The organism is Fibrella musci, assembly GCF_041321105.1.
GTDB classification, from domain to species: domain Bacteria; phylum Bacteroidota; class Bacteroidia; order Cytophagales; family Spirosomataceae; genus Fibrella; species Fibrella musci.
In genome coordinates this window covers 380,186-399,658 of the sequence record NZ_JBGGWD010000004.1, presented here as the reverse complement: position 1 = coordinate 399,658, position 19,473 = coordinate 380,186, and the positions used below count along the sequence as shown (strand labels likewise).

18 protein-coding genes are annotated in these 19,473 nt (G+C 57.8%); 4 read left to right on the top strand and 14 right to left on the bottom strand.

Translation table 11 applies throughout. The features are described 5' to 3' along the window. Position 1: 1 nt before the first annotated feature. Together ACAW74_RS14855 and ACAW74_RS14850 are read right to left on the bottom strand one after the other, a co-directional pair. Positions 2 to 2,569 carry an ATP-dependent Clp protease ATP-binding subunit gene (locus ACAW74_RS14855; RefSeq protein WP_370698992.1) on the bottom strand — a complete coding sequence of 856 codons (2,568 nt, stop codon included), beginning with the start codon at positions 2,567 to 2,569 and terminating at the stop codon, positions 2 to 4. 18 nt (positions 2,570 to 2,587) lie between these two features. Beyond that, positions 2,588 to 4,852, bottom strand: a complete 2,265-nt coding sequence (locus ACAW74_RS14850; protein WP_370698991.1) for a tetratricopeptide repeat protein — start codon at positions 4,850 to 4,852, stop codon at positions 2,588 to 2,590. Positions 4,853 to 5,249: 397 nt separating this feature from the next. Here ACAW74_RS14850 and ACAW74_RS14845 point away from each other — a divergent pair, with 397 nt between their 5' ends. Further along, positions 5,250 to 5,411, top strand: a complete 162-nt coding sequence (locus ACAW74_RS14845; protein WP_015330444.1) for a hypothetical protein — start codon at positions 5,250 to 5,252, stop codon at positions 5,409 to 5,411. A 160-nt stretch (positions 5,412 to 5,571) separates the two neighbouring features. Here the strand turns inward: ACAW74_RS14845 and ACAW74_RS14840 are convergent, their stop codons facing one another. From ACAW74_RS14840 to ACAW74_RS14790, 11 genes are read right to left on the bottom strand one after another with little or no spacing between them, the layout of a single operon-like run. Continuing rightward, complete coding sequence (locus ACAW74_RS14840) at positions 5,572 to 6,504, bottom strand: DUF6734 family protein (protein WP_370698990.1); 933 nt, start codon at positions 6,502 to 6,504, stop codon at positions 5,572 to 5,574. Positions 6,505 to 6,522: 18 nt separating this feature from the next. Then, positions 6,523 to 7,665 carry a M50 family metallopeptidase gene (locus tag ACAW74_RS14835; RefSeq protein WP_370698989.1) on the bottom strand — a complete coding sequence of 381 codons (1,143 nt, stop codon included), beginning with the start codon at positions 7,663 to 7,665 and terminating at the stop codon, positions 6,523 to 6,525. A 30-nt stretch (positions 7,666 to 7,695) separates the two neighbouring features. Continuing rightward, the gene (locus tag ACAW74_RS14830; protein ID WP_370698987.1) at positions 7,696 to 8,562 is read right to left on the bottom strand and encodes a SagB/ThcOx family dehydrogenase; all 867 of its coding nucleotides are present in this window, start codon (positions 8,560 to 8,562) and stop codon (positions 7,696 to 7,698) included. A 20-nt stretch (positions 8,563 to 8,582) separates the two neighbouring features. Then, positions 8,583 to 9,341 carry a hypothetical protein gene (locus ACAW74_RS14825; protein WP_370698986.1) on the bottom strand — a complete coding sequence of 253 codons (759 nt, stop codon included), beginning with the start codon at positions 9,339 to 9,341 and terminating at the stop codon, positions 8,583 to 8,585. A 26-nt stretch (positions 9,342 to 9,367) separates the two neighbouring features. Then, positions 9,368 to 10,660, bottom strand: a complete 1,293-nt coding sequence (locus ACAW74_RS14820) for a YcaO-like family protein (RefSeq protein WP_370698985.1) — start codon at positions 10,658 to 10,660, stop codon at positions 9,368 to 9,370. A gap of 24 nt (positions 10,661 to 10,684) precedes the next feature. Next, on the bottom strand, positions 10,685 to 11,584 hold the full coding sequence (locus ACAW74_RS14815; RefSeq protein WP_370698984.1) for a hypothetical protein: 900 nt from the start codon (positions 11,582 to 11,584) through the stop codon (positions 10,685 to 10,687). Positions 11,585 to 11,591: 7 nt separating this feature from the next. After that, on the bottom strand, positions 11,592 to 11,786 hold the full coding sequence (locus ACAW74_RS14810; protein WP_370698983.1) for a hypothetical protein: 195 nt from the start codon (positions 11,784 to 11,786) through the stop codon (positions 11,592 to 11,594). Positions 11,787 to 11,809: 23 nt separating this feature from the next. Further along, positions 11,810 to 12,466 (bottom strand): hypothetical protein, encoded by a 657-nt coding sequence (locus ACAW74_RS14805; RefSeq protein ID WP_370698982.1) that lies wholly within the window; start codon positions 12,464 to 12,466, stop codon positions 11,810 to 11,812. 28 nt (positions 12,467 to 12,494) lie between these two features. Further along, a complete protein-coding gene (locus ACAW74_RS14800) occupies positions 12,495 to 14,654 on the bottom strand; it encodes a TonB-dependent receptor (protein ID WP_370698981.1) in 2,160 nt (719 codons plus the stop codon). 51 nt (positions 14,655 to 14,705) lie between these two features. Further along, positions 14,706 to 15,362, bottom strand: coding sequence for a helix-turn-helix transcriptional regulator (locus tag ACAW74_RS14795; protein ID WP_370698980.1), 657 nt, complete (start codon positions 15,360 to 15,362; stop codon positions 14,706 to 14,708). Between the two features lie 11 nt (positions 15,363 to 15,373). Further along, positions 15,374 to 15,499, bottom strand: a complete 126-nt coding sequence (locus ACAW74_RS14790; protein WP_262493767.1) for a hypothetical protein — start codon at positions 15,497 to 15,499, stop codon at positions 15,374 to 15,376. Between the two features lie 263 nt (positions 15,500 to 15,762). Here ACAW74_RS14790 and ACAW74_RS14785 point away from each other — a divergent pair, with 263 nt between their 5' ends. The 3 genes from ACAW74_RS14785 to ACAW74_RS14775 all read left to right on the top strand — a co-directional run bounded on the left by ACAW74_RS14785 (position 15,763) and on the right by ACAW74_RS14775 (position 18,099). Further along, positions 15,763 to 16,824, top strand: a complete 1,062-nt coding sequence (locus tag ACAW74_RS14785; RefSeq protein ID WP_370698979.1) for a sensor histidine kinase — start codon at positions 15,763 to 15,765, stop codon at positions 16,822 to 16,824. Positions 16,825 to 17,153: 329 nt separating this feature from the next. Beyond that, positions 17,154 to 17,732, top strand: coding sequence for a DUF4136 domain-containing protein (locus ACAW74_RS14780; RefSeq protein WP_370698978.1), 579 nt, complete (start codon positions 17,154 to 17,156; stop codon positions 17,730 to 17,732). Between the two features lie 100 nt (positions 17,733 to 17,832). Further along, the gene (locus ACAW74_RS14775; protein WP_370698977.1) at positions 17,833 to 18,099 is read left to right on the top strand and encodes a hypothetical protein; all 267 of its coding nucleotides are present in this window, start codon (positions 17,833 to 17,835) and stop codon (positions 18,097 to 18,099) included. A 2-nt stretch (positions 18,100 to 18,101) separates the two neighbouring features. Here the strand turns inward: ACAW74_RS14775 and ACAW74_RS14770 are convergent, their stop codons facing one another. Then, positions 18,102 to 19,445 (bottom strand): peptidoglycan DD-metalloendopeptidase family protein, encoded by a 1,344-nt coding sequence (locus tag ACAW74_RS14770; RefSeq protein ID WP_370698976.1) that lies wholly within the window; start codon positions 19,443 to 19,445, stop codon positions 18,102 to 18,104. Positions 19,446 to 19,473: the final 28 nt, after the last annotated feature.

Genomic DNA, 19,473 nt, shown 5'->3' with positions numbered 1-19,473 from the left:
CTTACCGAACACTCAGTTCATCATCGGCATCGACGTAGAGCGACACATTCCGGTCGGCAGGTACGTTGCCCGCCACAAGCAGGTGCGCCAGCGGATCGATTACGCGCTGCTGAACAACCCGTTTGAGCGGCCGCGCCCCAAAAGACGGGTCGTAGCCTTCCGTTGCCAGTTTCTGATACGCTTCGGGCGAGACCGTCAGGCGAAGTTCCTGCTGATCGAGGCGGTGCTGTAGCTGTTTCAGCTGCCCGGCCAGAATTTGCTCGATAACCGATTCAGATAGTGGGTTGAAGAGCACCACCTCGTCGATCCGGTTGATAAACTCGGGGCGCATCACGGTTTGTAACTCCTGCACCACGGCCTGCCGCAGCGCCCGTTCGTCGGTAGTAGGCTGAAGCGCGTGAGCCCGAATAAGGGCACTGCCCAGATTGGCCGTCATGATCACGATGGTGTTCTTGAAATCGACTACGCGCCCCTTGTTGTCGGTCAGGCGGCCATCGTCCAAGATCTGCAACAGGATGTTCCAAACGTCAGGATGCGCCTTTTCGATTTCGTCGAGCAGCACAATGCTGTAGGGTTTGCGCCGAACCGCCTCGGTCAGTTGTCCGGCTTCGTCGTAGCCTACCAGGCCCGGCGGGGCACCAATGAGTCGGCTCACGGTCTGCCGTTCCTGGTATTCGCTCATATCGATGCGCACCAGCGACTGCTCCGTGTTGAACAGTGCTTCGCCAAGGGCTTTGGCCAGTTCGGTTTTGCCCACACCCGTTGGGCCCAGAAACAGAAAGCTGCCGATAGGTCGTTTGGGGTCCTGCAAGCCCGTTCTGGACCGCCGCACGGCATTGGCGACCGACCGAATGGCGGCCGGTTGCCCCGCCACGCGCTGAGCCAGCTCGTTATCGAGGTCTTTTAGCTTCTGCTGTTCGCTTTGCAGCATTCGGCTCGCGGGAATGCCCGTCCAGCGAGTCACGATGGCGGCAATTTCGGCGGGCGTTACTTCTTCGTTGATCAGCGGAGCGGCCAACGCTTCGGCGGTGAGTTGCCGGAGCCGGGTCTCGGCGTCGGGAATGAGTTGGTACCGCAGTTCGGCCAGCCGGGCGTAGTCGGCCTGCCGTTCGCTCTGTTCCACGTCGGTACGGTACTGATCAAGTAGCGATTTTAGGTTACGTATAGAGAGTAACGTTTGTTTCTCACGCTCCCATTGGCCCAGTCGTTCGTCGCGTTGCGCCGTCAGTTCGGCGAGCGTGTCGGAGAGCACTTTTTCTTTCTGCGTTTTTTTTTCGCGACGGATCGCCTCCCGTTCAATTTCGAGCTTGACGATCCGCCGGTTCAGCGCATCGAGTTCCTGGGGAAGGGCTTCCGTTTCGATGCGCAGTTTGGCCCCGGCTTCGTCGATCAGGTCGATGGCCTTGTCGGGCAGGTAACGGTCGTTTATATAACGCGCCGACAACTCAACGGCGGCAATGATGGCGTCGTCCTGAATCAGCACACCGTGGTGCAGTTCAAATTTCTCTTTCACCCCACGCAGGATACTCACAGCATCGTCGATGTCGGGCTCGTTGACGCGCACAGGCTGAAACCGCCGTTCGAGGGCCTTGTCTTTCTCGATGTATTTCTGGTATTCGTCGAGCGTGGTGGCGCCAATAGTGCGGAGTTCGCCCCGTGCCAGCGCTGGTTTAAGCAGATTGGCCGCGTCGAGCGCGCTGTTGTTACCGCTGCCGGTTCCCACCAGCGTGTGAATTTCGTCGATGAACAGGATGATCGACCCATTCGATGCAGCCACTTCCTGGACCACGGCTTTCAGGCGTTCTTCAAACTCGCCCTTGTAACTCGCCCCGGCCATAAGCAACCCCATGTCCAGGCTAATGATGGTTTTGTCGGCCAGTACCGCCGGTACGTCGCCCTGCACAATTCGCCGCGCCAGCCCTTCCACGATGGCGGTTTTCCCGACACCGGGTTCGCCCACCAGAACGGGGTTGTTTTTGCCGCGTCGGCTCAGGATCTGCAACAGTCGCCGCACCTCCTCGTCGCGTCCCACAACGGGATCGATACTACCCTGCTGCGCCCGCTCGGTCAGGTTGATACCATACCGCAACAACGCCTGATAGCTCTTATCGGCGGAGGCGCTCTTCACCACTTTGGCCGGGCCTCGCAGGCTTTTGATGGCCTCTTTGATGGCGTTGCTACGCAGACCCGCCTCGTGCATAAACTTAGCCGTCAGGTCGTTACCTTCGAGTAAACCCAGCAAGAGCAGTTCGACGCTCACAAACTCGTCGTTGAACTCCGTGAGCAGCCCACGCGCCCGGCGGATGGCATTGGAGGCATCCAGGCCAATGAACGGGTCGCCGCCCGTGACACGCGGATAGAGCTTCATGACCGCGTCGAGTTTCTCGCTCAGCAGGGGCAGTCGGGCATCGCACTTGTCGAAGAGAAACGTGCAGGTGTCGGTGTCGTGTTGCAGGATGGCTTTCAGCAAATGACCCGCTTCGATGGCCTGTTGCCCACCCTGCTTGGCCAGTTGCGCGGCCTGCCGGATCATTTCCTGTGCCTTGTACGTACAGAAGTCAAATTTCATAGAACGATGCAAAAGAGGTTAGACAAGAAGGGAAGACGCGTAATTGCTAGAAAGCGCGGGGGTGGCGTTCAGGGCTTCGTCGGGCAGCGACAGGCTGACGATCCGGCGCTGCTGAAACACGCGCAGTAGTTCGTCGATCGTCGGTTTGTCGTGCCGTTGCCACAGTTGCCCCAACGTCGGACTGACGGCGAATCCGTCGACCCAATCGGCGGCTTTATCGGTCAGGGTCAGCGGTTGCAGGTAGCGTTTGAACTGAAGTTGCTGACTACCTCCTGGCACCGCCACGCGCCGGGCTACAGCCGGCGACAGAGCCACCCGTACCTGCGGCAGTACGTTTTCGGGATAAGCCAGCTCCGTTCCTTGCCAGCGCAACCGGTTTGCCGCCCATTGCCAGCCCAATAGCCACAACCCTGCTCGTGAAGGCGCCTCATCGAGGCCCCGGTCATCCACCACGATGGTAGGTTGGTGGGCCAACGTACCCAGCTCGGCGGTGAGCAGGTTGGTCAGCAACGCCCGGAGCCGGTCGGATTGCGGCCCCACCACGGCGGGTTGGCTGGGTACGTTATCCGTGCCCACCAGTAGCCAGTCGTTGCCCAGCACCGCCTCACAGCCAGGCCGTTGGCTGGCGTGTACGAATACGCAGGGCGTGCCGGTCAGCTCGGTGGTTAGATCCCGGTTCAATAGGGCACCCAACGCGACGATCCGCTCGACAAACGCCTGAGCCGTTGCCTCGACACGCTCGACGAGCGGCGGCAGGCGGTGTGTGTTCAGTATGGCGGTCAGCGTGCGGCCACCCACAGCCTCCGGGTACGTTGCCGCAGCCCAGTGGAGCGCCGCCAGTACCCATTCGCGGAAGCAGGCTTCGGGTTCGTTCTGATCATGCCGGAGCAGGGCGCGGCATACGTGCACATACACCAGATCACTCTCCGACCGATTGCCCAGCGTGGTGGCAAAGGCGCGTTCGTAATAGGTCTCGGCATTGACCAGATCGCCTACTGATTTGTAAAGGCGGGCCTGATTGATGGAGTTGATGTAGGTAAGGCGGAAGTCTTCTTCCGGTACGGTCTGATGCAGCGCCTCGATGCCTTTTTCCAGCCGGAACGCCTGGTCGGCATCGCCCATACGGTAATGCAGAAATGCCTGAATGTTATCGAAGTAGGCTTTTTCGAGTGGGGCAATGGTTGGCTCCTGATAGGTAGAGGCCCACTCAAATTGCCGTTTGGCATCGGGGAGTCGATTGGTCATAGCCAATCCCCAACCGATAGCCTGATGCAGAAACGACCGGATGCCGGTGGGAAGCGCTGCGGCGGGTTCGGCCTCGGCAGCGGCTTCGGCAAACCGCATCGTGGCAATACGCATGCCCTGCAACTGCGCCAGCAACACGCCGCGCATGATCGGCAGTTGAGCGGCAGCAACGCAGCGCACGGCCAGTTTGATGGCGATGTCGGTACAACCACCGCCAAACAGTTGCCACGCCTGCCCCATCAGCGCCGAGTCGGGCTGATTGTGGTATTGCCAGAAAGCCAGCAACGGCCGACCAAACAACGGGTTTGGCGGCATGTCGGCGGGCGGGGTAGCCGTGGGGCGGTATTCGGGTTTAAGCAGGTGTTGCCCGCCCGGCAGCGTTACCCAGGCGTCGGTACGGGCCGAGGTGCGGGGGGCCGCCTGATAGGGACCGTCGGCCAGCAACGAAGGCGTGTAGGCCAGCAGGTGATTGAGCGGTGCCGGTTTGGGAAGCGGCTGCGCGCTGATGGCCTCATATACGATCTGCCAGAAACCGTCGCCGGGTTGAGGATGGCTGCCATCGGTATCGACCAGCAGCAACTTATGCGCCGACTGGGTTTCGAGCCACTGAGCCAGCAGGTAGACAAAGGCGGCGTTGTCGGCGCCAAGGGTATAGGTAGCTCGTGGCAGCAACACCACAATCGTGTGGGGCGACAGTGTAGCCAGCGCGGGGGCCAGGTGCGCCAGCGAGTCAACGGCGTTGATCAGGGCTTTGTCGCCGGCGGCTTCGGCGTCGATACCCCGTCCAACCAGATCACCGTAGGCCAGTGACGAGGGCGTGGGGCCGCTGGCAGGGGGCGGGGGAAGTGGGCGTTGTACCTGATGAGCCAGTTCGTTGGCAATGTGTTGCGCCTGCCAGGTGCCGAAAGTCAGGTCGGTAGCGAGTAACGCGCTAGGCCAACGTTTTTCGGCAAGCCATTCCGTAAGGTGTGCCCAATGGCTGGCACCAAGCCCAACCAGCTCAAGGGGGCGGGTGTGGCGGCTAATTCGTTGAGACATGGTGGTCTGTGTTTAGTGCAGCCCGAAGTTGACCTGCTTCCGCATAGACTACCACTTTTTTACACATACCCCCGCATTGCCCCCCTCAACCGGCTCATTGTCGATTAGTGTTAATCCATCTAATTCGGAATCAACTCAACACACTGATTGTCAGACAACTAATTAATTAAACTAATTTTTGTCATATTTCGACAAGCCGTTCTATCTAGTCAGTTTTAATCAGTTTCTAGTGAGCAGAACGGGCTTTTTCGGGCTAAAAATGAACGATTCTGGTCATTGAAAGTGGGCACTGCGGTCCCCTACTTTTATCATGTCGTTCAGGGAGTTATCTACCTCGACTTCAGGACACGACGCCCTTATTTCTCATCTATCATTTACCAAAAAACTTTTTACGATCATGGAAAAGGAACTCTTCCAATCAAACAGCGAATTCAAATCAGCCGCCGATTCACTCGACCTGAACATGACAGAAGTAGAAGGCCGTGACCTGCCCACGGAAGCTGCTGCTGCCACCGATGACTCGATCTACGCCTGTTGCTGCACGACCTGCTGCTGCTAATCGGCCCAGGTTCATAAAAATCCCCGGGAGCTGTTCTGGCTTCCGGGGATTTTTGTTTGCAATACACAGTGAGCAGTGTACGGGCTTCAGCATACTGCGAACAGAGAACTGTGCACTGTATACTGAAACCTGTAAACTGAAAAAAGCCCAGCCGGGCAAATCAGGCTGGGCAATGGATCGTGGCGGGACTGACAAGGTCGACGACGCGTTCGTAATAGTCGGGGTAATAATGGCGGACCAGCTTTTCGAGCACCAGGCAGCGGTTCAGGTCCTGCTTGGGTTTACGCCCGGCCAGGTGCAGGTACGTTGTTCGCTTCTCGTAGACGTTCATGAAATTGGTAATCAGGTCATACGAGTCGGCCGACTGGTAATGGGGCAGCAGCACGGCAATGGATCGGTGGTGTTGTTTGGCCAGGCACCAGGCGTAAAGCTGCTCGTAAACCAGGTTCACCATGCCGGCACCCACGTTGGGCAGATCGACCGCCGACAGCCGGTGCTGATTGCGCAGGGCCAGATCAATCGCCAACTGACTGTACTGTTGAATAAACGGCAGGTCGCCGCCGCCAAATACCCCGGCGTTGAGGCTCCGGTAACCGCCCAGCCGGTGCGCCTGCCGGAGCTCGGGCGGGAGGTCAAATCCGCCCCGGACCATGGTTTCGAGCGTGGCCTGATAGAACCATAAATCGCGGCTGTCGATGCCCTGCGCCGCCACTGGCGCGTCGGTCAGGTACGTTGGCAGGGCATCCCAGACAAACACGTCGCTGTCGACGTGCAGAAACGGAACGTCCTGACGGCGGTAGGCCCAGAGCTTACCCAACGCCCACAGGTGAGGGTTGGTCCCATCGAGCGCATCGAGTTCGACACGTACCTGCGTGTAGGGCAATTGCAGTTGATCGATCAGGATTTCTTTGCCCCGGGCGTCGGTGACGAGTTCGACCTCATCGTGAAACTGCCGCAGTTGCAGGCAGCTAAACGTCCAGGCCAGCCAGTGATAGCGGGCCGCCAGCCAGCCGCCTTTCGAGCGGTTGAGCGATTGATCGCCGCCGACACCTCCCAGGGCCGGCACGCTCCACAACGACTGAACGATTTTCATGGCTGGTCGAGAACTCGGTTAGAATTTGATCAGCGTGCTGCCGATGAAAATGAACGAATAGATGGTGAGGAAAATGGAGAGGCATTTAAACATGAACCCCACGGCGAAGTAGCCCACACCGACCCAGTTTTCGCCCCGCATCGACCGTAGCGCGGCCAGATTGCCCTGCCGAACGGCCGACCAGAGCTGGTTTTTAGCCGCCTGAGCCGTTTTCTGAATGTTATTGCGGCCCAGCAGATCGCTCAGGATAAAGTAGCCGTCGGTGCCGTGTACGAAGAAGTTCAGGTTGAAGATCAGTTTGATCGTCACCGAGATCAGCATCATGTAGCCAAAGAACGCCGCATTAGGAAAGTTGAGCCCTTGGTGACGGATGAGCACCACGATGATCAGGCCGACGGTGGCGTCCATGATGCTACCGCCAAATGACACCAGAATGCGCTTCCAGCGTTTTTTCCAGAGGTGTACCGTATCGGTATTGACATAAAGCGTGGGCATCACCAGAAACTTCAGCGCGAAGCCAATCTGGTTCGACTGGCCGCCCATCGATTTATAGATGATGTAGTGGCCCATTTCGTGGATCATCCCAACCACATACGAGCTGAAGAACGTGAGCACCACGAAGAGGGCGATCTGATGAGTAACCCGGTTCGATACGGTAAAGAAGGTTTCGCGCAGGGTGGTGGGCGCCACCAGCATCAGCACCAACAGCGACAGTAGCAGCACACCGTAGGTAGCAGCCACCCACGGAAGCCGCAACGACTCAAAGAGGTTGCCTTTGTGTAGCCGCAGCGTGAAGACCCGGAACATAGAGAAATCGCCGCGCATGTCGAAGCGGATACGCCCGCCCGAGACCCGGCTTACCCAGGCGCCGACCTTACCCAGCCAGGTCGTGGGCGGAGCCGACGAATCGGTCTGATTTACTTGGTTGGCCGGGCAAAGAATCTGCATCTCAAGGCCTTTGGCAATGACCCGGTGCATGTAGTCGGCCTGAAACAGTTGGTACAGTTCAGTGAGCCGGTCTTCGGCGCAGGCCTGGATGATCGACCATTCGCGGTTGCCGATCAGCTTTAGTTTACCCGTCTGGTGATTCTTTAACAGCACACTATCGCTTTCGGGCGTGATAATGACTTCCAGCGCGGGGTTTAATACGAGCGGTTCCATACGTGATTCAGGAGGTGAGAAGGGACGGTTCTATACAGGTGAGCCAACAATAACACTGCCCAGAATGACCTGGCTGGTGGTGCGGAGGTTCAGGTACGTTCGGAGGGTATCGTCGAGGAAACCACCGTTGCCACAGCAGCCGATGCCGAGCAGATTCGACACCGTGTAGAGGTTGTGGATGATGGCCCCGGCGTCGATGTAGGCGAGCGCGATGGCCCGGTTGCCGTATTTAAACGACGCACGGTTGATGATACCGGCCATAACGACAATGCCGCTGGCGTGGTCGAAGTCGATGTTGCTGCGTTTGTCGCCGAAGAAAGCCCCCTGCATCTTCAGGATGTCGTCGTCGGTATCCAGCACCCGCACCTGTTCGAGGGTCTTGTCGTTGAGGTTGTAGTGATACACCCCCGACGCCAGCCCGTCGGTGCGCAGGCTCAGGTAATAGACCTCTACGGTGTAGAGCCCGCCGCCCGACGCGATGTTCTTGAAGCGGAGTTGCTGTTGTTCGGCCGGGTCCATGACGCCGTCGGGCAGGCTGACGTTGTTCTTGTTGAAATACGCCGTCTGTAGCAGTTGCGACACCGTAGCGAAGGGCAGCGGTTCGCCATACTGGCGCTGACTCGACCGCCGCACACCCTGCTCGACCAACGCCCGCAGACCGGGGTTTTCCAGATCGAGCGGAGCCAGCGGTATCTGGGGCAGGGTGCCCAGTTCAAAGGTGTGTGAGGCGATGATGCCCCCAATCTCTTTCGAGCTGTTGACCACCCGAATCCGCTCGTTGAAGCTGGGGTCGAGCAGGTGGTATTCGTGGGTTTTCAGCGATTCGAGAAAGTCTTTTGCTTCATCTCCGAGGTTTTCCTCGGCCAGAAAAATACCAAGCGGGTTGCGGCGGCTCATAGTCGTAGCGAGTGGGAGAATTAGTCGATGGAAGCCACCTGATCGGGCTGGTGGGTAGCCTGTTCTTTGATGCGTTGGGCGGCGCGGGCATTGCCAGCCTCCTTATAAAACTGCTCCAGGTTGGCGTAGGCCTGTTTGAGCCCCCAGCTGATGTTGCCGGGGCGGCCCTCCTGGCTACCCAGCGCAATGGCCCTTAGAAACAACGACTCTGCTTTTTTGCGCCCGCCAAACATGGGTGGTGTGTGGTAGTCGTTGAGGCCAGCGACGTAGAAAGCGCGCAGGTTGGTCGAGTCGGACCGGATGGCGGCGTTGGCTTCGCGTTTGGCCCGATCAGCTATGGACGATACCTCGAAAAACGACGCGAACTGAATGGAGTAAGCCCGAATCATCGACAGCAGCGCGTAATCTTCCGAGTCTTTGCGGGGCAATTTCCCCAACCGGGTCAGGGCCTGTTCGGCGTAGGTTTTGGCACCATCCATGTCTTTTTTGTCTTCGCGAATCACTGCCCTCTGGAAGAGCGTATAGGCCAGCCAGTACGCGGCTTCGTCGGTCTGGGTTTTGCTGAGGCGCTGTTCGATACTGGCCAGCGCGGCGTCGTCGACCTGCTTACGGGCGGCCTCAATCCGGGCCTCGATTCCCTGAAACTGCGGATCGTTTTTCGCACTCAGGCCGGTTTGTTCGACCACCTGGTCGCGGGGGCGCAGCAGTTGCAGGCCCGTGTAAATGCCCCAGCCCACAACGGCCATCAGGAGCATGGAGAGAAAATTCTTGCGTGTCATCAGTCGAAACAGATTGGATCGGTGGTTCAGGGGAACGGATGCGGGTAGGTGATGAACAACCGGCTGGCGTCTTTCTCGAAGGCGGGATTACCCAGGTACGGCCAGGTGCGGCTCCCCGACAGCAGCGAGAAATTGGGCGTGATAACCCGGCAAACGCGGTAGCCAATCTCGGCCACGTCGGGCGTGGTGAGGTCGAGCGTATACATCGGGCCAATGCCATGCCGGGACAGTTCGGCGGGGTCGAGGCTGTTGAGCGCATCGGGGCGGTGCAACAGCGCAGGGGCGTAGGTCGAGGTGTTCAGCCAGGCGTCGGTCAGCAGCGGCGATTTGTGGCGCTGCTCGGGGTACTGGTTGTAGTAGATCGCGCACTTCTCGAACGAGTCGAGCTTGTCGAGGTCTTCGGGGTCGTTCAGCTCCCAGACGGCTTTTTCCTTTTGCAGGCAGTACTCCACGCCCTGATAGGTCTCCAGCGCGGCCTTCTTGATCGCCTCTACTTTGCTGAAGCGCGTGGCGCAGCCCATCGCCTGGTACGAGCGCCCTTTGAAGGTGAAGTACATGATCATCAGGATGGTCTCGAAGGGCGTGTAGGCCTGTAGATCATACAGCACGATCTGCACGCGCGGGTTGTCGAACAACTGGCGGATCTGCGGGTCGTTCGGGTAGGCGTCCAGTATCATCTGGGCCGAGTAGCGCACATACGGCTCCTGCTGCTGATGGTACCAGAAATAAGTGAAGGCGTGGCGCTCGGCGGCTTCGAAAAGGCCACCCTGCATGGCGGCTTCGAGGCTGGGGCCCGCGGCCAGCCCGGTTGAGGTGTGGGGTGAATAGAAGCGGTCGTTGCCCGCCGACTGCATGTAGACCATGAACAGCGGTACGTAGATGGGCCGCTGATTGATGTAGTCAGTCGCCCGAATCCAGCGAATCTCGTCGGTGACTGTCAGTTTCCGGAACGGAAACCGTTCGCGCGGCTGCTCATACTGCCAGTCGGCGAAGAGCTTGATCTCGGAGGGATGCATCAGGGGGTACGTTGCCGAAAGGGTTTCGTAGCTCCCCATAATGCAGTTTCCGGGCAGGTAAAAGTTGGCACAGTAGCGTTCGACAAACTCACCAACCGACGCCCGCAGGCTTTGCTCGGGCGAAAAGCTGATGGAGCTGCCCACGATGGCGTTGTTGTACGACGACTCGGTGAGCATGTGCAGGCTGGTGCCTTTGAGGGCAGTGGCATACAAGCCCGCCGGCATAAACTGGCGGTTCGGGATGGAAAACAACGTACCTGAGATCAGCCCCGCTTCGCGGTCGATAACCTCTGAGAGTTCCATAGACATTAGCGCAGTAGGTTAGGGTTAGTGGAAGGGCGCGAATACGTTTTCGGCGCTGCCGCAGACCGAACAGGTAGGCACTTTGAGCACCTTCGAGGTGTGCATCTGGCTGCCCACCAGATCGACTACCACCGATTTGCCCAGAAACTCGCTGTGGCCGAGGCGCAGGTAGTCGGTAACCACCAGCTGCACGTGTTTGGCCAGCAGGTCGAAGTGGCGCATGGCGGGCAGGCTCATATCGGTGAGCTTTTCCACGTTGGTCAGGGCCGTAAACTTCAGGTACTGGTCGGGGTCGGCCATGTTCACGATCTTGCGCTGGGCGTAGCACTTCAGGCAGGGGGCTTTCAGGGCAGGCAATACCAGCGGCCCCAGCGTATAGCCCGACTCATCGATGCCCACGTGCAGGTAGCGGAGCTGCTGTTTATAGAGTACTTCGTTGATCTGCTTGAACCGGTCGAACTGCTCGAACAGCGGCGAGAACACCACCACCAGATCGGTGTCGGCATCGAGGCTGGTCGGCACAAACGGCTGACGGATGTCGATAAACTGTTGCAGCGTAAAGTGGGCATCAGCGCCGTCGAGCTGGCTCAGTAGTTTGTCGGTTACCTGCTCGGCGCTGTTGAACGACCCGATCACCGTCAGGCGGTAGGTGCTGGTGCGGGCGGGGCGTTCCTGGCGCAGGATGCGGTTGTTGAGCAACCAGTTCACGATCCGGTGGTAGCGCGACTCGTCGATGCCGTATTTCTGCATCAGGTCGTAGTACACTTCGTCCATCGAATCGTTTTCGCGGAAGGCCCGGATCACGTTCAGCACCAGAGGTACGTCGTTGCCTTTCACGTTGACCAGCGCGTGGTCGCCCCGGCTGATGTAAATTCCTTCGTTGCTCTCAAAAATGGCAACGTCGTCGATCAGTATCTTGCTCATGAGGCGGTCAGTGTTTGTAGAGGATACCCAACAGGATGATTAAGGCGACCAGCAGCGAGGCGATCTCGAAGCCCGACGTACCGATGGAGGGCATATCGCGGCTTTCGACGTCGAACATGTTCAGGTCAAACGACTCCATGTTGTCGGATTCGGAGGCGGCATCGGAGCGGCCTTTAGTAGGGAGATTAGCTTTGGCGTTCATCACAAAAGCAGGTTTATTACGGTTTACGACTGACACTTTCCGAGGTAATGAGCCAATTCCTGCGTGCCCCAGTTGGGCGCAATGCTGCTGGCTGGCGCAAACGACTTCCACTTTTGCTGGGCCGATTGCAGGTAGGGCAGGGCTTTCTTGCAGCCGCCGCCAAACTGCTCAGGGGTGAAGTAGAAATTCTGTCCGTACACGAGGTCGACGCGCGGATTGGCCGGGTTCTGCTTTTTGGCCAGCTCAAGCGACTGCCCGATCACGGGACCGTATTTCATCCAGCGGTTCATCGGGTCGACGGGCAGGCGCATCTGGGCCGACATGGCCCGCAACACCAGCAGTTCGTCGTTATTGGCCGACCGGCGCAGGCCCGTATCGACCCAGTTGTCCATCTTGTCGAGCAGGGCATCTTTCTGGGTTTTGTCGGTTTCCCGGGCCGTAGCCATCGCATACGAGTAGGCGGCCCAGTAGGCAGGCAACCACTCGGTAGCTTCGGCCTGAGCGATGCGTTCAAACTGCGCTGCCCCCGTCAGGAACTGCTCTTTCGTCTTGGCCGTGTCGATCTTCTTGATCGACAGTTCCATCGCCTTCTGGTAGCGGGCGGGGTCGGTGGGGGGCACGGCAGCGATCAACAGCGTAGCCAGCGCCAGCATGCATCCGAGTGAGTTGATTGTTTTCATGTGATTGATTGGTAAGCAGGAAAAGAGATTATTTGGACTTGTTGCTGAGGTTGACGCTGAGACCCGCAAACACCGAGCGATAGGCTCCCGGAATGACCGGTACAGGCTGAGCGCTGTCGGTGGTAAAGCGGTAGCTGTAGACGTTACGGATACCCAATACATTGTCGGCACTGGCGTAAAGCACTGTGAAATATCCCCACAGGCGGGTGAGGTAGCTGGCGTTCAGGCTCATGGAATTGAACGCCGGGGTTTCGTAGGCCTGAAACGTCGGGCTGTAGTAGGGTCGCCCGCTCGCCCAGACGTAGTTGGCACCGATGGTCAAGTTCACTCCCGGCACCGTGTATTTGACCACCACGTTGGCGTTGTGCTTCGAGACAAACGTGGGTACGGCTTCGGCGAGGTAATTGGCAAAGAGCCGCCGCGTGTCGAGAAGCGAATACGACACCCACCATTCCAGGCTTTTCAGGCTCTGTGCATCTTTGAAAAACAGATCGAGGCCGCGGGCGTAGCCAAAGCCACCGTTGGTGGTTGCGGCGGTTGGGTAGCGATACGGGTTGGCATCGTAGGCCGCCACGCGCTCCGTCACCAGTTGGGCATACTGCTTCTGATACAGCTCGACCCGCATCGACCGTTTGTTCTGGGTACGTTCGTAGTTGGCCATCAGGTGCCAGGCCTGCTCGGTGGTCAGCGTGGGGTTGCTGATCAGGTAGAGGTTGTTGGGCAGTTGCAGAAACCGACCGGCGCTACCCGAAATCTGGCTGTAAGGGCCTGTTTTGTAGGCCAGCGTAAACCGAGGCGACACCGATGCCTGCCGGTTAAGACTGGTGTATTCGTAGCGCAGGCCGGCTTTCATAGCCAGCCGGTTGGTCAGAAACCAGTCGGCTTCGGCGAAGGTCGCCACATACTGATAAGCAATGGCCCGGTTGAACTGGGCGTAGCGGTTTGTGTAGGCGTAGTGCTGGGTTTCGCCCCCCACCAGCAGGCTCGACAATTCACCCAGCGACCGGCTCACTACCACTTTGCCCTGCCACAGTTCATCGGAGCGGCCCGCCAACGTACCTGTGAGATTCAGATCGTCGACGTTGTTGCTATAACTACCCAGCGCCTTCAGTACCCAGCCGTTGTCGGCCCCGAACGTAGCCCGGTAGTTAACGCTACCCATATAATAGGTGTTGCCAATCTGGTAGCGCGCCATCTGCGGATCGAGGCGGGCGGTGTCGCGCCACGAAAGCGCCGACCGGTTGCCCGATACCATTCCGTAGAGCTTCAGGATACTGCGGCTGTTGGGCCGGTAGCGTAGCAGAAAGTTGGTCCCGAGGTATTCGGGCGCGCGCTGCCAGTTGATATTCTGCGGAATCAGCTGAAACAGCAGCGCCATGTTGGTGTAGTAGGTATTCTGCCAGTAGGAGAACTTACCCGACTCCTTCGCCGAAGTCAGTGCCACGCCCCCCGTATTCAGGGCGAGAGTCGTGCCGGGCATGGGGTCGGTATCCTGGGTTTCGAGCGCCACCATCGCCGACAGCGCCTGCCCATACTGCGCCGAGAAGCCCCCTTTCCCGAACGATGTACCTTTGAAGAGTAGCCCCGCCGACGAAAACCGGCTGCGCTGCGCCACGTCGGGGCCGCCGCTGTAAAACGGATTGGCCACCAGGGCGTCGTCGAGGAAAGTGCGGGTTTCGGTGCCCGCACCGCCGCGCACAAACAGCCCTTCGGTTTCGCCCACTTTGGTCGTACCGGGCAGCGTCTGGAGCGCCGCCACGATGTCGGCGTTGGCGCCGGGTGTGGTCAGAATATCCAGGGGCTTCATCAGCACCATCCGCTTGGAATCACTGATAATGAACGAGCTACCCGATACCGTCACGGTGTTCAGTTCGTTGGCGGCTTCCCGGAGGCGCACCGTCAAGGTGGCGGGTGCCGTGGATTGAATCAGCACGGGGAGTTCGGCCGTCTGATACCCCACCAGTGATACCAGCAGCGTTTGCGGGCCCAGCGTTTCGGTGTGGAAAACAAAATTCCCCAGCGAATCGGCGCTGACGCCTTCATACGTGCCTTTGAGGCTGATGTTTGCCCCCGCCAGCCGGGCGTCGTGCTGATCGAACACCGACCCCGAAACGATGGCTTCCTGTGCGCGGCAGACCGGCACGTAAGCCAGCCAAAGCAGCAGCAAACAAACGTGTATTGGTTTCATACGATGGTTGCCTTTTGAGCTAAAATGAACAGGTACGTTCCCGGTGGGACCTCAGGCCATCACGTCAAGCCAGGGGCGGAGCATCAGCGCCGTAGTAAGCAGCGTATGCCGCCCCGACAGGTTGAGTTTGCCCATGATGTTGGCCTTATGATTGTTTACCGTAGCCACGCTGATAAACAGGTGCTGGGCAATGCTATCCGACGTTTTGGAATCGGCGATGTAGCGCATAATCTCGCGCTCACGTTTCGTCAACGTCTGGATCGACTGGCTGGGGTGTGTGGTCAGCGGCTGCCCCGACGACTCGGCGATGTTGCGCAGGTGGGCCGTACGATACCGGGCTCCCCGTTTGATCTCTTCAATGGCGAAGATTACTTCGCACAGCCCCGTTGCCGTCAGCAGGAGGGCGGCGGGCATGCCGCCCATCTGCACCAGATCATTGGCCACCTGGTAGGTGGTGCAGATAGCCACCAGCGCGACCGAAGCACTCTCATCGCCATTCGAGCGAATCAGCCGGCTGATGGCTGTCAGGTCGGTTAGCGAATTTTCCGTCGCGTAGCCGATCAGCAGAACGGGTTCTTTGGTGGTCAGAATAAGTTGCGTTGCCTGACTAACCTCGGTGAGCATCGTTGGTTTGTACCCTCTCCGCTCTAATGCTTCACCGAGTGTTTCGGTCAATAGCAGATAACCACTGAGGATGTAGATAGGCATAGCGCGCACCGTTACAGGGTGATGGTGGTCATCGTCGTTCCGGTCGTTAATTTCTGACCCGACGGCTGATTGAATCCGTACACGCGCTTCTTGTTGAGAGAGATTGGCTGTTTCGAGGGTTGTGTAGTCGTTTGCATAAGACAGAACAGTTAAAAGAGGCTTTAGCGACATTGCTGAGTCAAAAGTGCAGCCCGTTACCAACCCTGTCTATTTTACTACACCTACTCACGGATCGACCGTATAAACTGTATCTTGGACAGCCATTTCTACTTGGTCGCTGGCATAGCGGAGTTCGTCTTGCCAATCTTGAGACACTTTTCTTAAACAAAATAGTAACACATTCATTTTCAGCTATTTGCAAAAACCGATATATCCTTACAAAACCCCTTTTTTTAGCCGCGTGAACCAAATTCCTCTCTCTGAACGACTCTTTTTTTTCACTCAGCGCTATGGCCGAATGGTGCTGTATCACCTGCTCGCCTGGCTGGCCTACGGCTTTTACGAAGGTGTGCTGATTGTCAACGTGGTACTCGAACGATCGCTGAGTGTGCCTTACCTGCTGGCCTATTACATTACGTTCAGCATTCCGTTCTATATCAATGCGCTCTGGCTACTTCCGCGCTTCTTCCAGAATCGCGCCTACGCGTCGTATGCCATCGGCCTGGTGCTGACGATCTGCGGTACGTTGCTGATCAAGTACTGGTGGCAGTACAGCCTGTTCCCGGCCGTCAATTGGTCAGTGAGCCACATCTCCGAAACCACCCAGAAATTTGTGGTCCTGAACCTGTTCTATATCGTTGAGTTTCTGATTTACTCGTTCGTGTACTGGTTTGCAACGGGCGTTACCCGGCTCGAACGCGAAAAAGCGAAGCTGCAATCCGAGTTGCTCAACTCGAAGCTGGAATACCTGCGGCTTCAGATCAACCCGCACTTTCTGTTCAACACGCTCAATTTCTTTTACAGCAAAGCCCTGCCCGTGAGCCAACCTCTCGCCAACGGGGTCATTCTGCTGTCGGACATGATGCGGTATGCCCTCAGCGAAGATCAGCCCGACCGGAAAGTGCCCCTCCACCTTGAAGTGCAGCATGTCGAGAACTTCATTCAGATGCAGCGACTCCGCTTTGGCGACAAACTTCAGATCGATTACCGCCTGATTGGCAATCCAGGTACGTTGCGCATTCTGCCGCTGATTCTGATAACGTTCATCGAAAATGTATTCAAACACGGCGAACTACACGATGCCAACAACCCGGCCCAGATTTACCTGTTTGTGCACGCCGATCATGTGCAGTTGCATATCCACAACCTGCACAAGGCGGGTATGAAAGAGCATTCGTCGGGGATTGGCGTCGAAAACTGCCGCAAACGGCTCTATATGGTATATCGAAACCGGGCGGATCTGGTCGTTTCCAATGCAGCCGACCACTACAACCTCAGCCTGACGATCCAGCTCACCAGCTAATCGGCAGAGGGCGGCGCATAGCAAAGATTAATAGTTTATTAGAAAGCGCCGGGCGACTCTGTATATCGCAGCAAAAATTGTTAATATTTCATTGATTTACAGTCATTTACACAAACAAAACAACTAGTATGTAACGTACTAAATACGAACCTTCATTTGACAACTTTGGTTATATTAATGCCACACAATAGCAACAAGCGGCGTACCGTTTATTGGTAGTCTACCCGCGTTGCTTTAGAGGCGAAGTTCCTTACCCTACGTCGGGCAGACGACCGATTGTCTAACTACTTTAACAAACACGCAGTACACAGCGGACTGCATCACATACCATGAATATCAAAGGCTTAGTAGCAGGGTTGTTTGTCACAGGCCTCCTTGCATCCTGCGCTCCGTCGATCAACGTGAAGTATGATTACGATCCCAAGGTGAATGTGCGTCAGTTCAGCACGTATCGCATTGAGGCCGATCGGCAACGCAACGCTGACCCCATCGTGGGCAGCAACCTGAATCAGCGCCGAATTGCCGAAGCCCTCGACCAATCGTTGCAGGGCCTGGGCTACAAACCCACCGAAGACCTGGGTGCCGACCTGATCGTGCGTTTCTTCACCGATTCGAAAGACCGGCAGCAGGTTCAGTCGAACGGCGGCTATAGCCCATGGGGCTGGGGCTGGGGTGGTTGGGGATATCCCAACAACCAGGTCTACTCGCGGCAGTACGAAGAAAACCGTGTCGTGGTCAACGTGTATGACTCACGCACCAACAACATCGTATGGCAAGGCTGGGCAACCGGCCAGCTGAATACGCGCAAAAATGAACGAAATCGTGATCTGGCTTTCCGCGAAACGGTGGCTAGTATCATGAAAAACTTCCCGCAAAGTGCTGGTCAGGATTACGGCGCCGCGCGATAAGTACCAACTTTTATAGTAACCAGAAGCCCCCGGTCACGTCTAATAGACCGGGGGCTTTTTGTTATCCGAGAAAGCGCCCTTCCGTAACAGACGCTTTTCCATGTCAAATCCTTCACGAAGTACAGTCTATGCCCTGCTTGTAGCCATTGGTATGCTACTAGCTGGCATGGCCGTACTGGTTTGGGTTGATGGCCGCCGGGTACGTCGTTACGCTGATGAAATCAACGACCTGCATTACCGGCTCGACAGCCAGGAGATCGAGATCCGCCGCCTTCGTAAGCAAGCTCAGCAGGGAACATCAGCTTCTTTACAGGCCGATAGTCTTCCTCAACCCGATGGCTCGGCCAAGCCTGACGGCTGGGAATGACCTTACAATAACAGCCACCCTGTTTGCCCCGCTGCCGTGCGCACAAGCCAGAAATTGGGCAGTTGCGCCAATACGCGAACCGTCGCGTTGGCGGGCAGGTAGCGCAGGATCGCCGCCTGCGGATGCGCCTCGTCGAGTAGGGGGCGGGGTGTCGGCAACGATTCGGTACGCAGCGGCTGATTGATGGCTTCGAAACTCCCTTTAGCAACGTACCCAGCAATGCCGTTGGGCAACCCAACCCGCAGCCAGTCGGCGTGGCCACCCAACACAGTCAGAGGCTGATTGCGGGTCAGTTCCCGTACGATGGGCGCGTCGCCATTCGGCCCGGCCCGCAGCAGTCCCCGATTAGTCGTTACCCGTACCGAATCGCCCAGCAAGGCCGGCGCCACCGGCGTTTGGCGGGCGGCACCCGACCCAACCCGCACAAAAGGCAACGGATCCACCGCTCCCTCGTTAAACGTGTATACGCCAAAATGCAGATGCGGGCCGGTAGTGCGGGCATTACCGGTATTGCCAATAAAACCAACCGTATCGCCAATGCTGACGCGCTGCCCTTCCGTTACATTGAACCGGTCGAGGTGGGCGTAATAGAGGCGTTGTTGCCGCTCGTTGTCTGACAGAAAAACGATGTTGCCTCCCAGATTGCTAGTGCCCACCCGCGAAATAGTCCCGTTGACCGAGGCCACCGCCGGTGTGCCTTTGGGGGCAAAAATATCGATGCCTTCGTGGCGTCGTTTACCACCATCGCGCGGCACGCCGAAGTAGCTGCTGATTTGCCGACTGGAGCGCCCCTTTACAGGAAAGCTCAGCACCGGCTCGCGCGTGACTGAAAACGTGTAGCGACCCGACCGCAGCAATTCGGGCTGAAGCCGGATCAGGTACGTCTGGGTACGTCGGGGTTCCCAAACCAGTTCGGTAACGGCGTTGGCCGACGTATCGGCCTTAGCAAACGCCACCACGTCGGGCGTGCGACTGCCCAGCGAGAACACGTCGATAAACACCTGCCCGGACTGCCGACCCTGTACCTCTACCCGCAGGATGAGCTTATCGCCCCGGCTGCCGTTGATGCGATAGCCTACGGCAATGGGCCGGTTGGCGCCAAAATAACCGCTTTCCCGGTAAGGTACTCCAATCGTCAGTGAGTCGGACAGGGCCTGTTGCCCCGCCGAAACCCAGTCGACGCCCAAAGCCGTGCGGTCGAGGTTAGCCGTTTTCAGCGATCGTTCGTATTGTTCGTGCGGGGTGTTGCTCCGGAAAAGCCCCGTGTTGGGGCCATTGCTCGTGCAGGCCGCCGCCAGCGCCAGCAGGGAACTGCCCAGCAACAGGCGTAATGATGTAAGATGCATACGGTAGCGTTGGTCATTAGTCAGTTGT

Coding starts and splice junctions, on each gene's coding strand:
- ACAW74_RS14820 (WP_370698985.1), bottom strand. CDS start 10,660: ATGGAACTCTCAGAGGTTATCGACCGCGAAGCGGGGCTGATCTCAGGT.
- ACAW74_RS14810 (WP_370698983.1), bottom strand. CDS start 11,786: ATGAACGCCAAAGCTAATCTCCCTACTAAAGGCCGCTCCGATGCCGCC.
- ACAW74_RS14795 (WP_370698980.1), bottom strand. CDS start 15,362: ATGCCTATCTACATCCTCAGTGGTTATCTGCTATTGACCGAAACACTC.
- ACAW74_RS14840 (WP_370698990.1), bottom strand. CDS start 6,504: ATGAAAATCGTTCAGTCGTTGTGGAGCGTGCCGGCCCTGGGAGGTGTC.
- ACAW74_RS14805 (WP_370698982.1), bottom strand. CDS start 12,466: ATGAAAACAATCAACTCACTCGGATGCATGCTGGCGCTGGCTACGCTG.
- ACAW74_RS14830 (WP_370698987.1), bottom strand. CDS start 8,562: ATGAGCCGCCGCAACCCGCTTGGTATTTTTCTGGCCGAGGAAAACCTC.
- ACAW74_RS14790 (WP_262493767.1), bottom strand. CDS start 15,499: ATGCAAACGACTACACAACCCTCGAAACAGCCAATCTCTCTCAACAAG.
- ACAW74_RS14845 (WP_015330444.1), top strand. CDS start 5,250: ATGGAAAAGGAACTCTTCCAATCAAACAGCGAATTCAAATCAGCCGCC.
- ACAW74_RS14825 (WP_370698986.1), bottom strand. CDS start 9,341: ATGACACGCAAGAATTTTCTCTCCATGCTCCTGATGGCCGTTGTGGGC.
- ACAW74_RS14770 (WP_370698976.1), bottom strand. CDS start 19,445: ATGCATCTTACATCATTACGCCTGTTGCTGGGCAGTTCCCTGCTGGCG.
- ACAW74_RS14780 (WP_370698978.1), top strand. CDS start 17,154: ATGAATATCAAAGGCTTAGTAGCAGGGTTGTTTGTCACAGGCCTCCTT.
- ACAW74_RS14800 (WP_370698981.1), bottom strand. CDS start 14,654: ATGAAACCAATACACGTTTGTTTGCTGCTGCTTTGGCTGGCTTACGTG.
- ACAW74_RS14835 (WP_370698989.1), bottom strand. CDS start 7,665: ATGGAACCGCTCGTATTAAACCCCGCGCTGGAAGTCATTATCACGCCC.
- ACAW74_RS14815 (WP_370698984.1), bottom strand. CDS start 11,584: ATGAGCAAGATACTGATCGACGACGTTGCCATTTTTGAGAGCAACGAA.
- ACAW74_RS14775 (WP_370698977.1), top strand. CDS start 17,833: ATGTCAAATCCTTCACGAAGTACAGTCTATGCCCTGCTTGTAGCCATT.
- ACAW74_RS14850 (WP_370698991.1), bottom strand. CDS start 4,852: ATGTCTCAACGAATTAGCCGCCACACCCGCCCCCTTGAGCTGGTTGGG.
- ACAW74_RS14855 (WP_370698992.1), bottom strand. CDS start 2,569: ATGAAATTTGACTTCTGTACGTACAAGGCACAGGAAATGATCCGGCAG.